The organism is Mesorhizobium wenxiniae (assembly GCF_002284535.1).
Classification (GTDB): Bacteria; Pseudomonadota; Alphaproteobacteria; order Rhizobiales; family Rhizobiaceae; genus Mesorhizobium; species Mesorhizobium wenxiniae.
Map to the genome: position 1 here is coordinate 59,108 of NZ_NPKH01000039.1, position 15,132 is coordinate 74,239.

Annotated in this window: 16 protein-coding genes and 1 pseudogene; 8 read left to right on the forward strand and 9 right to left on the reverse strand. The window is 61.0% G+C overall.

Translation table 11 applies throughout. The features are described from left to right. Positions 1–16 precede the first annotated feature (16 nt). Together accC and aat are read left to right on the forward strand one after the other, a co-directional pair. Positions 17–1,360 carry an acetyl-CoA carboxylase biotin carboxylase subunit gene (gene accC, locus CIT31_RS30430; RefSeq protein ID WP_095521581.1) on the forward strand — a complete coding sequence of 448 codons (1,344 nt, stop codon included), beginning with the start codon at positions 17–19 and terminating at the stop codon, positions 1,358–1,360. 29 nt (positions 1,361–1,389) lie between these two features. Beyond that, entirely contained in the window at positions 1,390–2,007 is a 618-nt protein-coding gene (gene aat, locus CIT31_RS30435) for a leucyl/phenylalanyl-tRNA--protein transferase (protein ID WP_095521582.1), read from the forward strand. A 12-nt stretch (positions 2,008–2,019) separates the two neighbouring features. Here aat and CIT31_RS30440 read toward each other — a convergent pair whose 3' ends face one another. The 3 genes from CIT31_RS30440 to CIT31_RS30450 form a co-directional block, all read right to left on the reverse strand. Next, positions 2,020–2,388 (reverse strand): hypothetical protein, encoded by a 369-nt coding sequence (locus CIT31_RS30440; protein WP_095521583.1) that lies wholly within the window; start codon positions 2,386–2,388, stop codon positions 2,020–2,022. 104 nt (positions 2,389–2,492) lie between these two features. Further along, the gene (locus CIT31_RS30445) at positions 2,493–3,008 is read right to left on the reverse strand and encodes a DUF2155 domain-containing protein (RefSeq protein WP_165778606.1); all 516 of its coding nucleotides are present in this window, start codon (positions 3,006–3,008) and stop codon (positions 2,493–2,495) included. A 125-nt stretch (positions 3,009–3,133) separates the two neighbouring features. Then, on the reverse strand, positions 3,134–3,532 hold the full coding sequence (locus tag CIT31_RS30450; protein WP_029353808.1) for an NADH:ubiquinone oxidoreductase subunit NDUFA12: 399 nt from the start codon (positions 3,530–3,532) through the stop codon (positions 3,134–3,136). A 246-nt stretch (positions 3,533–3,778) separates the two neighbouring features. Here CIT31_RS30450 and panB point away from each other — a divergent pair, with 246 nt between their 5' ends. After that, a complete protein-coding gene (gene panB, locus CIT31_RS30455) occupies positions 3,779–4,639 on the forward strand; it encodes a 3-methyl-2-oxobutanoate hydroxymethyltransferase (RefSeq protein ID WP_095521584.1) in 861 nt (286 codons plus the stop codon). A 13-nt stretch (positions 4,640–4,652) separates the two neighbouring features. Next, a complete protein-coding gene (gene panC / locus CIT31_RS30460; RefSeq protein ID WP_095521585.1) occupies positions 4,653–5,504 on the forward strand; it encodes a pantoate--beta-alanine ligase in 852 nt (283 codons plus the stop codon). Between the two features lie 109 nt (positions 5,505–5,613). On the opposite strand, the gene CIT31_RS30465 is transcribed toward panC, so the two are convergent. Then, positions 5,614–6,066, reverse strand: coding sequence for a phasin (locus CIT31_RS30465; RefSeq protein WP_095521586.1), 453 nt, complete (start codon positions 6,064–6,066; stop codon positions 5,614–5,616). Positions 6,067–6,661: 595 nt separating this feature from the next. Between CIT31_RS30465 and CIT31_RS30470 the strand changes: the two genes are divergently transcribed. Then, complete coding sequence (locus CIT31_RS30470) at positions 6,662–8,059, forward strand: ArnT family glycosyltransferase (protein ID WP_095521587.1); 1,398 nt, start codon at positions 6,662–6,664, stop codon at positions 8,057–8,059. Between the two features lie 83 nt (positions 8,060–8,142). On the opposite strand, the pseudogene CIT31_RS36235 reads toward CIT31_RS30470, so the two are convergent. The 5 genes and pseudogenes from CIT31_RS36235 to CIT31_RS30495 form a co-directional block, all read right to left on the reverse strand. Beyond that, positions 8,143–8,695 (reverse strand): annotated as a pseudogene (locus CIT31_RS36235) (GNAT family N-acetyltransferase); the annotation flags it as partial. A 23-nt stretch (positions 8,696–8,718) separates the two neighbouring features. Next, positions 8,719–9,414, reverse strand: a complete 696-nt coding sequence (locus CIT31_RS30480; RefSeq protein WP_065008199.1) for a hypothetical protein — start codon at positions 9,412–9,414, stop codon at positions 8,719–8,721. Between the two features lie 4 nt (positions 9,415–9,418). Continuing rightward, positions 9,419–10,918 carry an Asp-tRNA(Asn)/Glu-tRNA(Gln) amidotransferase subunit GatB gene (gatB, locus tag CIT31_RS30485; protein ID WP_095521588.1) on the reverse strand — a complete coding sequence of 500 codons (1,500 nt, stop codon included), beginning with the start codon at positions 10,916–10,918 and terminating at the stop codon, positions 9,419–9,421. A gap of 163 nt (positions 10,919–11,081) precedes the next feature. After that, on the reverse strand, positions 11,082–11,513 hold the full coding sequence (locus CIT31_RS30490; protein WP_023798170.1) for a CBS domain-containing protein: 432 nt from the start codon (positions 11,511–11,513) through the stop codon (positions 11,082–11,084). A gap of 200 nt (positions 11,514–11,713) precedes the next feature. Beyond that, positions 11,714–12,472 (reverse strand): rhomboid family intramembrane serine protease, encoded by a 759-nt coding sequence (locus CIT31_RS30495; protein WP_095521589.1) that lies wholly within the window; start codon positions 12,470–12,472, stop codon positions 11,714–11,716. Between the two features lie 422 nt (positions 12,473–12,894). Here CIT31_RS30495 and CIT31_RS30500 point away from each other — a divergent pair, with 422 nt between their 5' ends. The 3 genes from CIT31_RS30500 to CIT31_RS30510 all read left to right on the forward strand — a co-directional run bounded on the left by CIT31_RS30500 (position 12,895) and on the right by CIT31_RS30510 (position 15,117). After that, a complete protein-coding gene (locus CIT31_RS30500) occupies positions 12,895–13,530 on the forward strand; it encodes a PAS domain-containing protein (protein WP_065008197.1) in 636 nt (211 codons plus the stop codon). A gap of 120 nt (positions 13,531–13,650) precedes the next feature. Beyond that, a complete protein-coding gene (locus CIT31_RS30505) occupies positions 13,651–14,268 on the forward strand; it encodes a PilZ domain-containing protein (protein WP_029353792.1) in 618 nt (205 codons plus the stop codon). Between the two features lie 240 nt (positions 14,269–14,508). After that, positions 14,509–15,117, forward strand: coding sequence for a transglutaminase-like cysteine peptidase (locus CIT31_RS30510; protein WP_065008195.1), 609 nt, complete (start codon positions 14,509–14,511; stop codon positions 15,115–15,117). The last annotated feature ends 15 nt before the right edge of the window (positions 15,118–15,132 follow it).

The following is a 15,132-nucleotide window of genomic DNA, read 5'->3' on the forward strand; positions in this document are numbered from 1 at the left end:
CGGGAACAGCCGAAAAATGTTCCAGAAAATCCTCATCGCCAATCGCGGCGAAATCGCGCTGAGAGTGCTGCGCGCCTGCAAGGAGCTTGGCATCCAGACGGTGGTGGTGCATTCGACCGCCGACGCCGACGCCATGCATGTGCGGCTCGCCGACGAGAGCGTCTGCATCGGCCCGCCGCCGTCGCGCGACAGCTATCTCAACATCCACCAGATCGTCGCGGCCTGCGAGATCACCGGCGCCGACGCGGTGCATCCGGGCTACGGATTCCTGTCGGAGAATGCCAAATTCGCCGATATCCTGGCCGCGCACAACATCACCTTCATCGGTCCGTCCGGCGATCACATCCGCATCATGGGCGACAAGATCGAGGCCAAGCGCACTGCAAAGCGTCTTGGCATTCCGGTGGTGCCCGGCTCCGACGGCGCGGTCACCGAGGAAAAGGACGCCAAACGCATCGCCGCCGAGATCGGCTATCCCGTGATCATCAAGGCGTCGGCCGGCGGCGGCGGACGCGGCATGAAGGTGGCGCGCAGCGAAGCCGATCTTGTGGTCGCGCTGCAGACGGCGCGCTCGGAAGCCGGGGCCGCTTTTGGCGACGACGCCGTCTATATCGAGAAGTATCTCGAAAAGCCGCGCCACATCGAGATCCAGGTGTTCGGCGACGGTGCCGGCCGCGGCGTGCATTTCGGCGAACGCGACTGTTCGCTGCAGCGCCGTCACCAGAAGGTCTGGGAAGAGGCGCCCTCGCCGGCGCTCAATGCCGAGGAGCGCGCGCATATCGGCGGCGTCTGTGCAAGGGCGATCGCCGATCTCGGCTACTCCGGTGCCGGCACCATCGAGTTCCTCTATGAGAACGGCGAGTTCTATTTCATCGAGATGAACACGCGCCTGCAGGTCGAGCATCCGGTGACGGAGGCGATCACCGGTATCGACCTCGTGCATGAGCAGATCCGCGTCGCCTCGGGCGGCGGGCTTTCGGTGCGCCAGGAAGAGATCCGCTTTCAGGGCCATGCCATCGAATGTCGCATCAATGCCGAGGATCCGCGCACCTTCACGCCCTCGCCCGGCACGATCACCCACTTCCACACGCCGGGCGGCCTCGGCATCCGTGTCGATTCCGGCGTCTATTCCGGCTACAAGATCCCGCCCTACTACGACAGCCTGATCGGCAAGCTGATCGTGCACGGCCGCAACCGTGTCGAATGCATGATGCGGCTGCGGCGGGCGCTCGACGAATTCGTCGTCGACGGCATCAAGACGACGCTGCCGCTGTTTCGCGATCTCGTCGGTAATGCCGATATCGCCAATGGCGAGTATGACATCCACTGGCTGGAAAAATATCTGGCCAAAGAGGATTAGGTCGTAAACTTATAGAATATAATGTCGCGATGACCCGTCCCTACGCGCCAGGCTATCGCATCCCGACCGACCTGTTGCTCAAGGCCTACGCCTCGGGCGTCTTTCCGATGGCCGAAAGCGCCACCGATCCCGAAGTGTTCTGGGTACGGCCGGAGACGCGCGGCATCATCCCGCTCGATGGTTTTCACACGCCCAAAAGCCTGAGGAAGGCGATCCGGAAAAACCTGTTCGACATCCGTTTCGATTTCGACTTCGAGGCGGCCATCGACGGCTGCGCCGAGCGGCGCGAAGAACGCCGGTCGACCTGGATCAACGCGCCGATCCGCGAGGCTTATGTCGAACTTCACCGGATGGGCCATTGCCATTCGGTCGAAGCCTGGCGCGAGGGTCGGCTGGTCGGCGGCCTCTACGGCGTGTCGCTCGGCCGGGTATTCTTCGGCGAGAGCATGTTCGCCCGGGAAACGGACGCGTCGAAGATCTGCCTGGTGCATCTGGTTGAACGTCTGAAGGAAAGGCGCTTTGCGCTGCTCGACACGCAGTTCACCACCGAGCACCTCAAACGTTTCGGCGCGATCGACGTGCCGAGGGGCAAGTATGAAAAGATGCTGGCTGACGCGCTGAAGGGCGAAGCGGTCTTCTTTCCCTGACGATCCGTCCAATCAGTCTTTCGTCGCAACTTCCAGCGGCGTCTGCGCGTGGAACATCATCTTCCAGCCATTGACGCGATGGACATAGCCGGTGCTGACCAGCGCCGCATAAGGCTCGCCATTCTCGCGAGTGGCATGGGCCTCATAGGTCAGCACAACGATGTCGCTGCCCGGCTCGATGATGCCCTTGAGATCGATATCGAGATCGCGCCAGCGGTTCGGATCCGTCGCGGTTTCGGCCAGATCGGCGTTACTCATCGTTTGCGCCATCTGTGGGAAAGCCACCAGGCATTCGGTGTCGGCATTGGCTTTGAAATAGGCAGCGTCGCCGGTCCAGAACCCTCTTTCGAGATCGAGGAGTTCGTCCTTGTTGGCCATCATGGGAACATCTCCGTACCGCCAGCCATGACCAACGCACGGAGAATAAGGCAGTTCCGGAAGCTTAGTATGTGATCCCGAACAGGAGATCCCGCGTGCCTGGCGCTCTAATTGGATTTAGCAGCGTCGGGTGCCGGCACCTCCGACTTCTGCTTGCAGCCTTTCAGCCAGACATCGTAGACCGCGTGCTCGACGGCGTTGAGGCCGGGGCTTTCGGCAAACATCCAGCCGGTGAAGATGCGGCGGATCTTGCGATCCAGCGTGATCTCGTCGACCTCGACAAAGGAATCGGTCTTCGGCTCTTCGGTTTGCGGCCGCGAATAGCAGATGCGCGGCGTCACCTGCAAGGCACCGAACTGCACCGTCTCGTCGATATAAACATCGAAGGTGATGATGCGGCCGGTGATTTTGTCGATGCCGGCGAATTCGGCGACGGGATTGGTGATGCGTTCTGGTGCCGCAGGTGCCGCCGGCGCCACTGTCGCCTCCGGTTCCACCGGCGCCTCCGGCGCCGCCGGGTCCAACGGCGCCTCAAGCGTCTGTGCGGCGACCATGCTAAAAGCCGCAAAAGCGGCGGCGGCCACCGTCAGTCCGCCCATCGAGATTCGGCTGAAAATGCTCATGCAAGGGTCCGGTGGTTTGCGCCCGGGGCGATTCTGTCGCGCCCAAGGCTAGTCGCTGCTGTCAGATCGGCAAGCAGCTAAACGCCAATTGTGGCGATAAAGGACCGATCCGCCGCGACGAGCGGTTACGAACCCGGCGTCCAGGCGTCGTAATCGCCCGTCACCTGCGGGCGGTGCTGGTTGGTGAGCACAGAGCCCTTGGGGCGATAGGCGGCGGCACTTCCGGTGAGGTTCGGCTGATGCGGCTTCTGCCAGTCGCGTGGCTTGTAATTGTCGCTCGGCGGCGCGATGTCGACGCGGTGATGCATCCAGCCATGCCAGCCGGGCGGAATCATCGAGGCTTCCGCATAGTCTCGATAGATGACCCAGCGGCGGGTGCGGCCTTCCGAATCGACACCACCCTCGTAGTAGACATTGCCAGCCTCGTCCTGCCCGACTTTCTTGCCATGCCGCCAGGTGTGGAAGCGCGTGCCCAGCGTCTGGCTGTTCCACCAGGTGAAAAACTGCAGAAGGAAAGTCTTCATCCAAATCCTCGTGGCAAGCCCTCGCGGCGGCAGCGGCGGCGCCTGTTTCCTGCTTATGGCGTCAGGCCATCGCTAAGGCAAGGGTTTTGCCGCAAGCGCCGCGCAAATGGCTGTCAGAAAACCGATGCAAACCCGGCGGGCCTTTCGCGGCGGTCGAAGCATGCCTTGCCAAGGCTGCCCCGTCTTTCTAAAGCTCTGCGCGTCCCATGCAGGTATCCAGTCTGATTGACGGTGAGGGAGGTAAAGATGGCCCCGGATTCATCCGACCCTGAGCTGCGAATCAGTGCCAGCTCCATTCGCCTGCGCAAGGGCGGCGTGCCGGTCGTCTGCCTCACCGCCTACACCTATCCCGTCGCTCGCCTGCTCGACGATCATGTCGACCTGCTTCTGGTCGGAGACAGCGTCGCCATGGTTCTCCATGGCCACAAGACCACGCTGGGCGCTTCGCTGGAGATGATGATCGCCCATGGACAAGCGGTGATGCGGGGTTCGGCCAGGGCCTGCGTGGTGGTCGACATGCCGGCCGGAAGCTATGAGGCAACGCCGCGCCAAGCCGTCGCCTCGGCTCGGCGGATCGTCAACGAAACCGGTTGTCAGGCCGTCAAGCTGGAGGGCGGCGTTACCGTTGCCCGGCAGATCGCGGCGATCGTCGCTGCCGGCATTCCGGTCATGGGACATATCGGCTTGCAGCCGCAATCGGTGGAAAGCGACGGCGGCTACAGGATCAAGGGCCGTACCGAGGAGAATGTGGCGGCGCTTTATCGCGACGCCCGCGCGGTCGAGAAGGCCGGCGCGTTTTCGGTAGTCATCGAAGGCACAGTCGAGACCGTCGCCGCCGACCTCACCCGGCACATTTCCATTCCAACCATCGGGATCGGCGCCAGCGGAGACTGCGACGGCCAGATCCTGGTCATCGACGATATGGTCGGCCTGACCGTCGACCGCGTGCCGAAATTCGTCAAGCAATATGCCGACCTGCGCAGCGTCATATCGCAGGCGGCAGCCAGCTATGCAGCGGAGGTGCGAAGCCGGACATTCCCCGGCCCGAACCACGTCTTTTCGGCCGCAGCCGAACAAGGGCAAAGAATGAGTTGGGACAAAGAATGAGCCGAGACAAAGCATGAGCCGGCCTCTCATCGTCGACAGCGTCGCCGCCCTTCGCGCGCAAATCCGCGACTGGCGTCGCGATGGCCTCAGCCTTGCCATGGTACCGACCATGGGTGCACTGCATGACGGCCATGTCTCGCTGATCGGGGTCGCACTCGAAAAGGCCGATCGCTGCGTTGTCTCGATCTTCGTCAACCCGACGCAGTTCGCTCCGAGCGAAGACCTCGACAAATATCCGCGCCAACTCGCCCGCGACCTCGACCGGCTGGCCGAGACCGGCGCCCAACTCACTTTCACCCCTGGTGTGGCGGAGATGTATCCGGCTGGCTTCGCCACAAGGATCTCGGTCGGCGGGCCAGCCGCCGGGCTGGAATCGGATTTCCGTCCGACCTTCTTCGACGGCGTCGCGACGGTCGTGGCAAAGCTCTTCCTGCAGGCGTCGCCCGACTGTGCGGTCTTCGGTGAAAAGGACTACCAGCAGCTTTGCGTCGTCAGGCAGCTCTGCCGCGACCTCGATCTGCCGGTGGAAATCATCGGCGCGCCAACGGTACGCGACGCACATGGCCTCGCCATGTCCTCACGCAATGCGTATCTGAGCGAAGCCGAGCTGGAGGTGGCGCGCCAGCTCAACGCCATATTGCGCCGGACGGCGGCGGCACTAGCGGCAGGCGCGGATGAAGGCAGCGCGACCGCCGAGGCCAGCCGCGCGCTCGTCAAGGCTGGCTTCGACAAAATCGATTATGTCGCGGCGCGCGAGAGCCTGACGCTCGCCCCATGGCGGCGAACCCGTGACGGACGCCTGCTCGCAGCCGCCTGGCTGGGCAAGACCCGGCTGATCGACAATGTGGAAGTTCCCTCCGCCTAAAGCGCGTCGCGTTTGGATGGATTCATGCGACGCGCTTTAAGTTCTTGTTTTTATGCATGTCGTTATCGCAAGACCGCTTCGCACTTTTGCGCGACGTGCATTAAGCCAATCAGGCGACCTTGAGATCCTTCATCGCCTTCTCGTAGACATCTTTGATCGGCTTGGATACGTCTTCGGCGGCTTTCGTCGCGGCCGCCTGAAACTCCTTGCCCTGCTCGACGGTCTTTTCCACCTGCTTGCGCAGGAAGGCAGTCTGCAGTTCGACGAACTCGGAGGGCGATTTCACGGCAACCAGGGCTTCGAGGTGAGAAAAGCTGGCCTCAACATTTGCGCGCAGCGCGGCGATCGTCTTCAGCGACAGCTCATTGCCAGCGGTCTTGGCTGTTTCGAAGGATGACTCAAGAGCCTTTTGGGTCGCCTCGGCGCCGGTCGCCAATTTCGATAAGGCTTCTTTCGACTGCTCGACGCCCTTTTCGGCGACAGCGCGGAACTGATCGGTTGCCGCGGTCGCTACTTCTGCATTCTCGATGATTTCAGCAGTTTTATCAGCGGTCTTGGTCATAGTTTCCATCCTTTGCGGTGGGCGACCTTGTAGAAAAGCCGTCTCGTTCATCTAGCAGCCTGACGTTACGGCATCTGCAGTGCATTGCAATATTTTTGTGCGTCGCACCATGCCTTTTTTGCCTCAGCGTTAGCCACTGCTGAATTCTTACCGGGCGTGTTTTGCGGACGACAGATGAGAAAGTATTCGGGCAAGAATTGCAAAACAGTGGCCCGCTTCATCGCGCCTGTCCGATACACGGTTCGCCCCGCGAATTACGGAATTACGGTGACAGTGCACTTTTATTCCCCGCCTGCCGCGTTTTCCGGATTTCACGGTTTTTTCGGTTTGCTCGGCAATCCGATCCAGAAGTGCTTCGCTGCCCACCGGCCAGCACAGCCGAGCAAACAGGGCAAACACTGCACTGTCACCCTAATTCACCCTAATTCCAATCTGCATATTTTTTAGACCTTTGTGGACGACATCTTCAGAATCCAAGCTACCCGGCCGGCTCGGCTACAATTCGGCCAAAATCATGGTGCGGTCCTGCGCGCTCCAGGAGCGCAGCATCGATGCTCGGCTGGAATGAGAACGTTTCCTGGCGCGGATCCCAATCTTGATACCGGCACATGTCGAGCGGCTGCTCCCCTATCTGTTCCTGCTTGCATTGACCTGCATCGCGGTCGCCTTCCGGCCGCTCCTGCCTGTCGATGAAACGCGATATCTCAGCGTCACCTGGGAGATGTATCTGAGCGGACAGATCTTCGTTCCGACGATGAATTTCGCGCCCTATCTGCAAAAGCCGCCGCTGCTGTTTTGGCTTATCGACCTGGCCTGGGACATTTTCGGCGCAAGTCGGGTTGCCGCGATGCTCGTCATCTTCGTCGCGTCGTCGCTCGTCATCTGGCTGACGACGCGTCTGACAAAAACCCTCTTTCCCAGGCGCGACGACATCGCAAGCCGTATCCCTTGGCTCGTCGCCGGAAGCACCATCTTCGTGATTTATTCGACGCTGATCCTGTTCGACATGCTGCTGACAATCTTCGTGCTCGCCGCGCTTTTGTCGTTGCTTGCCTTTGCCAAAAACGGCAACCATTGGCACGCCGTGCTGGCGGGATTGTTCATCGGACTGGGTGTTTTGACGAAAGGTCCGGTGGTGCTCATCCATGTCGGCGCCCCTATCCTGCTCTATCCGTTCTGGCGCGATCGGCAGGCCGGGCTGGCGACGCCGAAATTTTTTGCCGGGGCGGGTCTGGCAATTCTCGCCGCATTGATCCCGGTGGCGATCTGGCTGGTGCCGGCGACCATCCAGACGAAAGGCAACTTCGTCTACGACCTTGTCTGGAACCAGTCGGCAGGGCGTGTCACCGGCCACCTGCACAACTCCCATGGCCGGCCGTTCTATTTCTACGTCGTGCTGTTGCCGATCATGCTCATACCGTGGATCTTCATACCCGAAGTGTGGCGGCTGAAGCTGGGCGCCCGGATACGTGGCCTGATCGACACGAAATCGCCGGACCTGCGCGCACTGCGCCTGCTGTCGTTCTCGTTCGTCGCGGTTTTACTGGTTTTCAGCGCGATATCCGGCAAGCAACCTCACTATCTGGTGCCGATGCTGCCATTTGCGACCATCCTGTTCGGGTATTTCATGGCGGAGATTCCCCCCGCGCGGCTCAGAAACTCGGCCTTCGTCCTGCTCGCAATTTTCGGCATCGGCCATGCCGCAGCATCAGCGACCGCTTTCAGACGCGAAGATCTCATGCCGCTGGCCAAATTCATCGCCGAGCGAAAGAACGCCGACTGGGCCGTCGCCTTCGACTACCAGGACGAGGTCGGTTTCCTGGCTCGGCTGCAGAAGCCGTTCGAAAGCACTGACAATCCCGAGGAATGGCTTCGCTCGCATCCTGGCGGCTATGTCATCGACAAATCCAAGGACACTGGGACGTCGGAGCAAATCGCTTTCCGCCTTCACGTCGAACGAGGCTATCTTGTCGTCCTCAAGGGACAACATTGAGGGCGCCGCAACCGACCGCGCAGCCCGTAAAACGCAACTGACTGCGACATATCCGGGCAGACAAATCTATCCGATCGCCTTCTCGCCGGCAGCCCTGAACCGCCGCCACAGGCGGCGGTGTTGCCGGCGGGCAAAAACCCTTTCGAGCGATAGAAGGCGACGGCCGGAGCGTTTGCCTCTTCCACTTCGACACGCAGCGTCCGCGCCTCCGGAAAGCTGGCCTCGACCTCTTCCAGCAGCGCCTGGCGATCCCTTGCCTCTAACAGGTCGGATGCACGTAAAGCTGGTTCAGCATGACGATCTTCGCATCCGTGGTGGCTGCGGCGAAAGCCATGCGCCGATGAGCCTGCCGTCGTCTGCGACCAGGAATTCGGAGTTCGGCCGTGTCAGCAGCGCTCTACAGCGCCGCGGCCCCTTTCGGAGGACGCTGTAGCACTTTGATTTTGCGCATGATCCTTTCCGAAATCGATTCCGATTTCGGGGTCATGCGCTGAGCGAGGCGATCGAATGCCATTCGTCAGTGATCTCGGTGACTTTGGCAGCACCATAGATGGCGTCATAGGTGGCATGCCACGTTTCGACCAGCAGCGCCCGGATGGCAACCAGATCGCGTTCGCTGGCAGTGCGGACGAACATCGGTTTTCTCGCTGACGGCTCGGCTATGCTTCGACAGGTCTGCGTTTGAGATCGATCACGGCAAGCAGCACGACCCAGATGAGGAGCACCAGGCTGCCCGCCATGTTGGCCGCCATGGCGATATCGGAGAAACCTGTTGCCGCCGTGGCGACGCCGCCAATCAGGACGCCAACAGCCCCTGCGCTGCCGAGCAACGACATCCAGACTGGACAGTGCTTCGCCTGTTGCAACGCGATGCTGGCGAGCAGGACGGTCAGGCCGAGCAGCACGGCGCTCACCGCGGCAAAGCCGATTTCGATCTGCCGCACCGCAAAGGCAGCGTTGAACAGCGATGCCTTTGCCGCATCGTCAGCCATGGCCCATGCGTTGACCATGGCCTTCAGGGCGATGCCGTCGACTGCCTGCAAAGCCGCCGCAGCCGCAAGCGACGCCGCGCCAAATACGATGGTGAGCAGAGCAAAGCCCCGCGCCGGACCGTCGAACAGACGGCCAATGATCAAAAGCATGCCGGCGATCATCGCCACGACACCGGCAAGTTGGGCCATGTGACTAAAAAGCCAATTGTGATCGGCGGAATACTCACCGAAGGCGCGAAGCGCATCACTCGGGTCCTCATGCATCGGATGCAACAGCGTGCCGACGAAAAGCAGCACGGCACCTGCGATCAGCAGCGCCGACGAGAGACCTGCCTGATTGCGCGGCCGTGGTCTTGCGTTCATTGCGCTATTCGATCCTGAGCTTGGCCTTGACGAGATCGTTGACCGCTTGCGGGTTGGCCTTGCCGCCTGTCGCCTTCATCACCTGGCCGACGAACCAGCCGGCCAAGCTCGGCTTGGCGCGCGCCTGCTCGACCTTGTCCGGATTGGCTGATATCACCTCATCGACCGCCTTTTCGATGGCGCCGCCGTCGGTGACCTGCTTCATGCCGCGGCTTTCGACCAACTGGCGCGGATCGCCGCCTTCGTTCCAGACGATCTCGAACAGATCCTTGCCGATCTTGCCGGAGATGGTGCCCTCCTTGATCAGATCGATGACCGCGCCGAGCTGATCGGGCGAAACCGGAGCATTTTCAATATTCTTGCCGGCTCTGTTCAACGCGCCCAGCAGATCGTTGATGACCCAATTGGCGGCGAGCTTGCCGTCGCGACCAGCGGCCACCTTCTCGAAATAGTCGGCGACCGCCTTTTCCGACACCAGGATCGAGGCGTCGTAGGTCGACAGGCCAAGCGAGGAGATCAGCCGCGCCTTCTTGGCGTCGGGCAGTTCAGGCAGATCGTTTGCCAACGCATCGACATAGGCCTGGTCGAATTCCAGCGGCAGAAGATCGGGATCCGGGAAATAGCGGTAGTCGTGCGCTTCTTCCTTGGAACGCATCGAGCGCGTCTCGCCCTTGTTGGGGTCGAACAGCCGCGTTTCCTGGTCGATTTTGCCGCCATCCTCGAGGATGGCGATCTGGCGGCGCGCCTCGTAGTCAATGGCCTGGCCGATGAAGCGGATGGAGTTGACGTTCTTGATCTCGCAGCGCGTGCCGAATTCGCCGCCGGGCCGGCGCACCGATACGTTGACGTCGGCGCGCAGCGAGCCTTCGTCCATATTGCCGTCGCAAGTGCCGAGATAGCGCACGATGGTGCGCAGCTTGGTGACATAGGCCTTGGCCTCGTCGGCGGAGCGCATATCGGGCTTGGAGACGATCTCCATCAACGCCACGCCGGAGCGGTTGAGGTCGACATAGGACATCGTCGCATGCTGGTCGTGCATCGACTTGCCGGCATCCTGCTCCAGGTGCAGGCGCTCGATGCCGACCTCGATGTCCTCGAATTCGCCCTGCCGGTCCGGGCCGACGGAGACGATCACCTTGCCCTCGCCGACGATCGGCTGCTTGAACTGCGAGATCTGATAGCCCTGCGGCAAATCGGGATAAAAATAGTTCTTCCGGTCGAAGACCGATTTGTGGTTGATCTCGGCCTTCAGCCCGAGGCCGGTGCGGATCGCCTGTTTGACACATTCCTCGTTGATGACCGGAAGCATGCCCGGCATCGCCGCATCGACGAGGCTGACATTGGCGTTTGGCGGCGCACCGAAAGCCGTCGAGGCGCCGGAGAACAGCTTTGCTTGCGAGGTCACCTGCGCGTGCACCTCGAGGCCGATGATGATTTCCCAGTCGCCGGTGGCACCTGATATCAGGCGCTTGGCATCGGGTGTGCGAGTATCGATGAGGGTCATAGTGGCCTGCGAGTTATCGGTGACGGAATTCACTTCTCAACGTGAATTCCATCACGTCCGACGTGAAAGTCACTCGCTAGTGCAAACCACAAAAAGAGACAAGCGCAAAGCCAAAGCTGGCGCTTCACATCGAATCCAGCCGGCCGGCTGAAGAAATGAGGCGTCACGCCGTCGCGATGTAGGCCCTGATCTCCGCGGCCTCGCGCTCGACATCCTCGATGCGCCGCTTGACCACATCACCTATGGACACGATGCCGTCGAGCAGGCCGTCCTTTTCCACAGGCAGATGGCGGAAACGGCCACTGGTCATGATCTCCATGACTTCATTGACGGTGTGGTTCTCATTACAGATCTTCACCTTGGGCGTCATTGCCGAACGCACCGCGATATCCAGTGCGGCGGCTCCTTCCCTGGCGAGGACCCGCACGACGTCGCGCTCGGAAAGAATACCGACGATCTTATGATCGCCATTGGTGATGACCAGCGCACCGATCCTGTGTTCGGCCAGGATGCGAATGGCCTCGCTCAGCTTTTCGTTCGGCCCGAGCGTCAACACGTCATGGCCTTTCTGCTCGAGAATTGCCTTAACAGTCATGGCGTCCTCCTCAGTTTTACTTGCCGGTTCCTGCCCTGACCGGCTTTCCTTTTGCGCATGACCCCGAAAATCGGCCCGATTTTCGGAAGGATCATGCGCAAATCAAAGTTCTACAGCGTCCTTTGCTCGTCCAAGAGGACGCGCGGCGCTGTAGTGAACATCGTGCGCCGCGATCGATTGCATTTCAAGTGCGGCGATGCTTAAGCCGTGAACTCATCCGGCTGCTGCCGTCGATCGAAAGCGCGCAGGCCGAAGAAGCCGGCGACGAAACCGCCAATATGCGCCTCCCAGGCGATCTGGCTGTCGATGCCGGGCGCGAAGGCAACGAGGCCGGTGGCGAGATTGATCACCATCCAGATGGCAAGAAAAGTCACAACGCCGCGCGAGCGGAACACTGCCGCCATCGGCAGCGGCGCGCCGGCGAAGGCAGCTTTGCCGGACGAGCGGTCCGTGCGGAAGCCAAAGCGGGCGGCGGCCCCCATCATGCCGGAAATCGCCCCCGATGCGCCGACCAGCGGCGCCTGGCCGAGCGGATGCACGGCCCAGAACAGCACCACCGCCGCCAGCCCCGTCGCCGCGAAGAACAGGCTGAAACGAAGCGCGCCGAAGCGGTTCGCCAGCGGTGAGCCGAAAGCCGCCAGCCACACCATGTTGACGGCAAGATGAGCAAAGCCGCCATGCAGGAAGGCATAAGTGAAGGGGCTCGAAAACGCGTAGAAATCGAGGTCGAAGCGACCGGAATAGCGGATCGGAATGAAGGCGGTCCGGATCAGCAGGGAGAAATCCTGGTCCTCGGTGAGCCAGTAGAGCCGGATCAGATGAACGACGACGCAGATGCCGATCACCGCCAGCACAACCGGTGGCATGTTGAATACCGGCTCGCGAAGACGCTCCGGCTCGCGGCCGACAGGTCCGCCCTCGCCCTGTTTGATTTCCGATGGGCTTGCTGGTTCGCTCATATGGCTCGCACTCAGTCGCTGGATTCGACTTCGCGAGCATGTAGATCACGGCCACCCGATTCACAAAGGGGCGAATCGCCCCACGCAAATCAAAACCGGGGCGAATCAAAATTGGCGCGAATCAAAAAGAAGCCGTCCAAGGTTTCCCTTGAACGGCTGGTCGAGCCCCCATGCTCCCCCAAACTCTTGACTGAACTGCTGCCGATCGCTGCGAAACGACCGCTTCTGGAGTGGTTTTAGCGTGCCACGGGCGTGGGCGGGGCGCAACGTAAACCACTTGTTAACCTTAACGACCCCGACCCGTGAACAAGTGTTAACGATGCTGGCACGCATCCTGCTCCGCAACGCATGTAGGTCCTCGGAGGGCGCCCTTCTGTTCACCGATGGGACATCAGACGACAGATTGCGCGGAGCAGCATAACATGAACCAGAACGGATCGATCACGCTGTTCCATTATTGGAACCGGCTGCGTGACGGGCGCCCTGCCCCGAAGCGTTCGGAAGTCGAGCCAGCCGACATCAAGTCGTTGCTGGCCGACACATTCATCCTGGAAAAGGATACGCGCGGCGAAGCGGTATTCCGGCTCGCCGGCACCAGGCTTTGCGCGGTCTATGGCCGTGAACTCAAGGGGTTTTCCTTCCCCTCTCTATGGCGCGAGAAGGACCAGCGGCTTATCTCGAAACTGATCCACGGCGTCTTCGATCAGAAATCCGTATTGCTCATCACCTATGAAGGTTTCAGCCGCACCGACCGTTCCAGCAAGTTCGAGCTGCTCGCCCTGCCGCTCGACGGCGGCGTCGAAAATCCGCGCTGCCTCGGCGTGATAAGCGCCGCTGAAAAACCCTTCTGGCTGGGCGCGGACCCTATCGCCGACGCCCTGATCGATTCGATCCGCGTCGTCGATCCGGAGAAGGAACCGATATTCGCCAAGAACCGGCCGGCCATCGACGTTCCCTCGCTTGTCCCGTCGGAACTCGATCCGCCCCAGACGATTTCGGCTCTCGGCCAGGCGCGCCGCATCCGCCATCTGGTCGTGTTCGACGGCGGGCGCGGGTAATAATCCAAAACTCTAAAGTAGCGGTGTCAGGCTTTCCCCTTTGTTAACCCGCTTCGCTGTAGCTTTCTGACGAAGTTCCTCGCATCAACGCGCGGAATGCCAGACGGGGTGTAGGCAGTCATGAGGTCAGCGGCGGTCGACACCGCGCCGTCCCGAGCTGAAAGGCGTAACTTTCAGCGCGTTCGCGTGAAAATCTACGGACGCTTCATGCTGGAGGATCGCACCGAACATCCGTGCCAGGTGGTCGATATGTCGCCGGGCAATGTAGCGCTTCGCACCGAGCGCATCGGCATGCCGGGCGAGAAAGTCATCGCCTACATCGATCACATCGGCCGCATCGAAGGAGTCGTCACCCGCATCCTGCAGGATGGTTTCGCGATGACGGTCATCGCCTCGGAACGCAAGAAGGACAAGCTTGCCGCGCAGTTGACCTGGCTCGCCAACAAGCACGAGCTTGATCTGCCGGAAGATCGTCGTCACGAACGCGTGGCGCCGCGCAATCCGACCACCGTGCTTCAGCTCAGTGATGGGCGCCAGTACCAGTGCCGCATCATCGACCTGTCGCTTTCGGGCGCCGCGGTCGAGATCGATGTCAAGCCGGCAATCGGCATCCAGGTCATGCTCGGCACGATGCGCGGCCAGGTGGTGCGCCATTTCGAGGACGGCGTCGCCATCGAGTTCGCGGTCATCCAGCGGCCCGAAACACTCGATTCCGAATTCAACGCACCCGGCACCTGACAAACAACACGGTTTCCGCAATCGAACCGGCCCATTTCGGCCGGTTTTTTGTTGCCCCGATGCCGCGCCAAGGCGCCGCGCCGGCCGATACGGCTCCGCGAGAACGCCTCAACAATTTTGTACTGGAATGATTCAAATTTTATGTGTATTCTATAGGCGTTTTACTTAATGTCTACTTCGAGCCTTTGCGTCGAATAAATCCAATCGTGTCATTGTCTCCTCAAACGGGGAGACTGGACGATGAAGAAGACGAGGGGCAAGCTGTTGCTCTTGGCAATGGCGATGCAGCTTACCGCCTGGGGAACGGCGTATGCAGCGGGACCTGCCTTCATGCACACCGGCAGCCGTACCACACAGCCGGTCGGCCATTACGAGTTCTGTCAGAAGATTCCGCAGGAATGCAATCAGCGGACGCCGAAGCAGGCGCCGATCGAGCTGACCCGCAAGCTGTGGGCGAAGATCGTGAGCATCAACAATTCGGTCAACAGCAAGATCGCGCCACGCACCGATATGGAACTGTGGGGCAAAGAAGAAGTCTGGTCCTATCCCAACAGCGGCTTCGGCGACTGCGAGGACTATGCGCTGGAAAAGCGCCGCGCGTTGATGAACATCGGCGTTCCGGCCGGCGACCTGCTGATGACGGTTGCGCGCCAGCCGAACGGAGACGGCCACGCGGTGCTGACCGTGCGCACCAGCCTCGGAGAGTTCATCCTCGACAATCTGGAAACCAGGGTGCTGTCCTGGACTGCTACCGACTACACCTACCTGAAGCGCCAATCGAGCCAGAATTCGGGCGCTTGGATAATGATCAACGACGGCCGCTCCGACGCGGTCGCCAGCGTCCGCTAAGGACGCCAATGCATG

Excerpts from the sequence above, each read along its gene's own strand:
- accC (WP_095521581.1), top strand. The coding sequence starts at position 17 with ATGTTCCAGAAAATCCTCATCGCCAATCGCGGCGAAATCGCGCTGAGA.
- aat (WP_095521582.1), top strand. The coding sequence starts at position 1,390 with ATGACCCGTCCCTACGCGCCAGGCTATCGCATCCCGACCGACCTGTTG.
- CIT31_RS30440 (WP_095521583.1), bottom strand. The coding sequence starts at position 2,388 with ATGATGGCCAACAAGGACGAACTCCTCGATCTCGAAAGAGGGTTCTGG.
- CIT31_RS30445 (WP_165778606.1), bottom strand. The coding sequence starts at position 3,008 with ATGAGCATTTTCAGCCGAATCTCGATGGGCGGACTGACGGTGGCCGCC.
- CIT31_RS30450 (WP_029353808.1), bottom strand. The coding sequence starts at position 3,532 with ATGAAGACTTTCCTTCTGCAGTTTTTCACCTGGTGGAACAGCCAGACG.
- panB (WP_095521584.1), top strand. The coding sequence starts at position 3,779 with ATGGCCCCGGATTCATCCGACCCTGAGCTGCGAATCAGTGCCAGCTCC.
- panC (WP_095521585.1), top strand. The coding sequence starts at position 4,653 with ATGAGCCGGCCTCTCATCGTCGACAGCGTCGCCGCCCTTCGCGCGCAA.
- CIT31_RS30465 (WP_095521586.1), bottom strand. The coding sequence starts at position 6,066 with ATGACCAAGACCGCTGATAAAACTGCTGAAATCATCGAGAATGCAGAA.
- CIT31_RS30480 (WP_065008199.1), bottom strand. The coding sequence starts at position 9,414 with ATGAACGCAAGACCACGGCCGCGCAATCAGGCAGGTCTCTCGTCGGCG.
- gatB (WP_095521588.1), bottom strand. The coding sequence starts at position 10,918 with ATGACCCTCATCGATACTCGCACACCCGATGCCAAGCGCCTGATATCA.
- CIT31_RS30490 (WP_023798170.1), bottom strand. The coding sequence starts at position 11,513 with ATGACTGTTAAGGCAATTCTCGAGCAGAAAGGCCATGACGTGTTGACG.
- CIT31_RS30495 (WP_095521589.1), bottom strand. The coding sequence starts at position 12,472 with ATGAGCGAACCAGCAAGCCCATCGGAAATCAAACAGGGCGAGGGCGGA.
- CIT31_RS30500 (WP_065008197.1), top strand. The coding sequence starts at position 12,895 with ATGAACCAGAACGGATCGATCACGCTGTTCCATTATTGGAACCGGCTG.
- CIT31_RS30505 (WP_029353792.1), top strand. The coding sequence starts at position 13,651 with ATGAGGTCAGCGGCGGTCGACACCGCGCCGTCCCGAGCTGAAAGGCGT.
- CIT31_RS30510 (WP_065008195.1), top strand. The coding sequence starts at position 14,509 with ATGAAGAAGACGAGGGGCAAGCTGTTGCTCTTGGCAATGGCGATGCAG.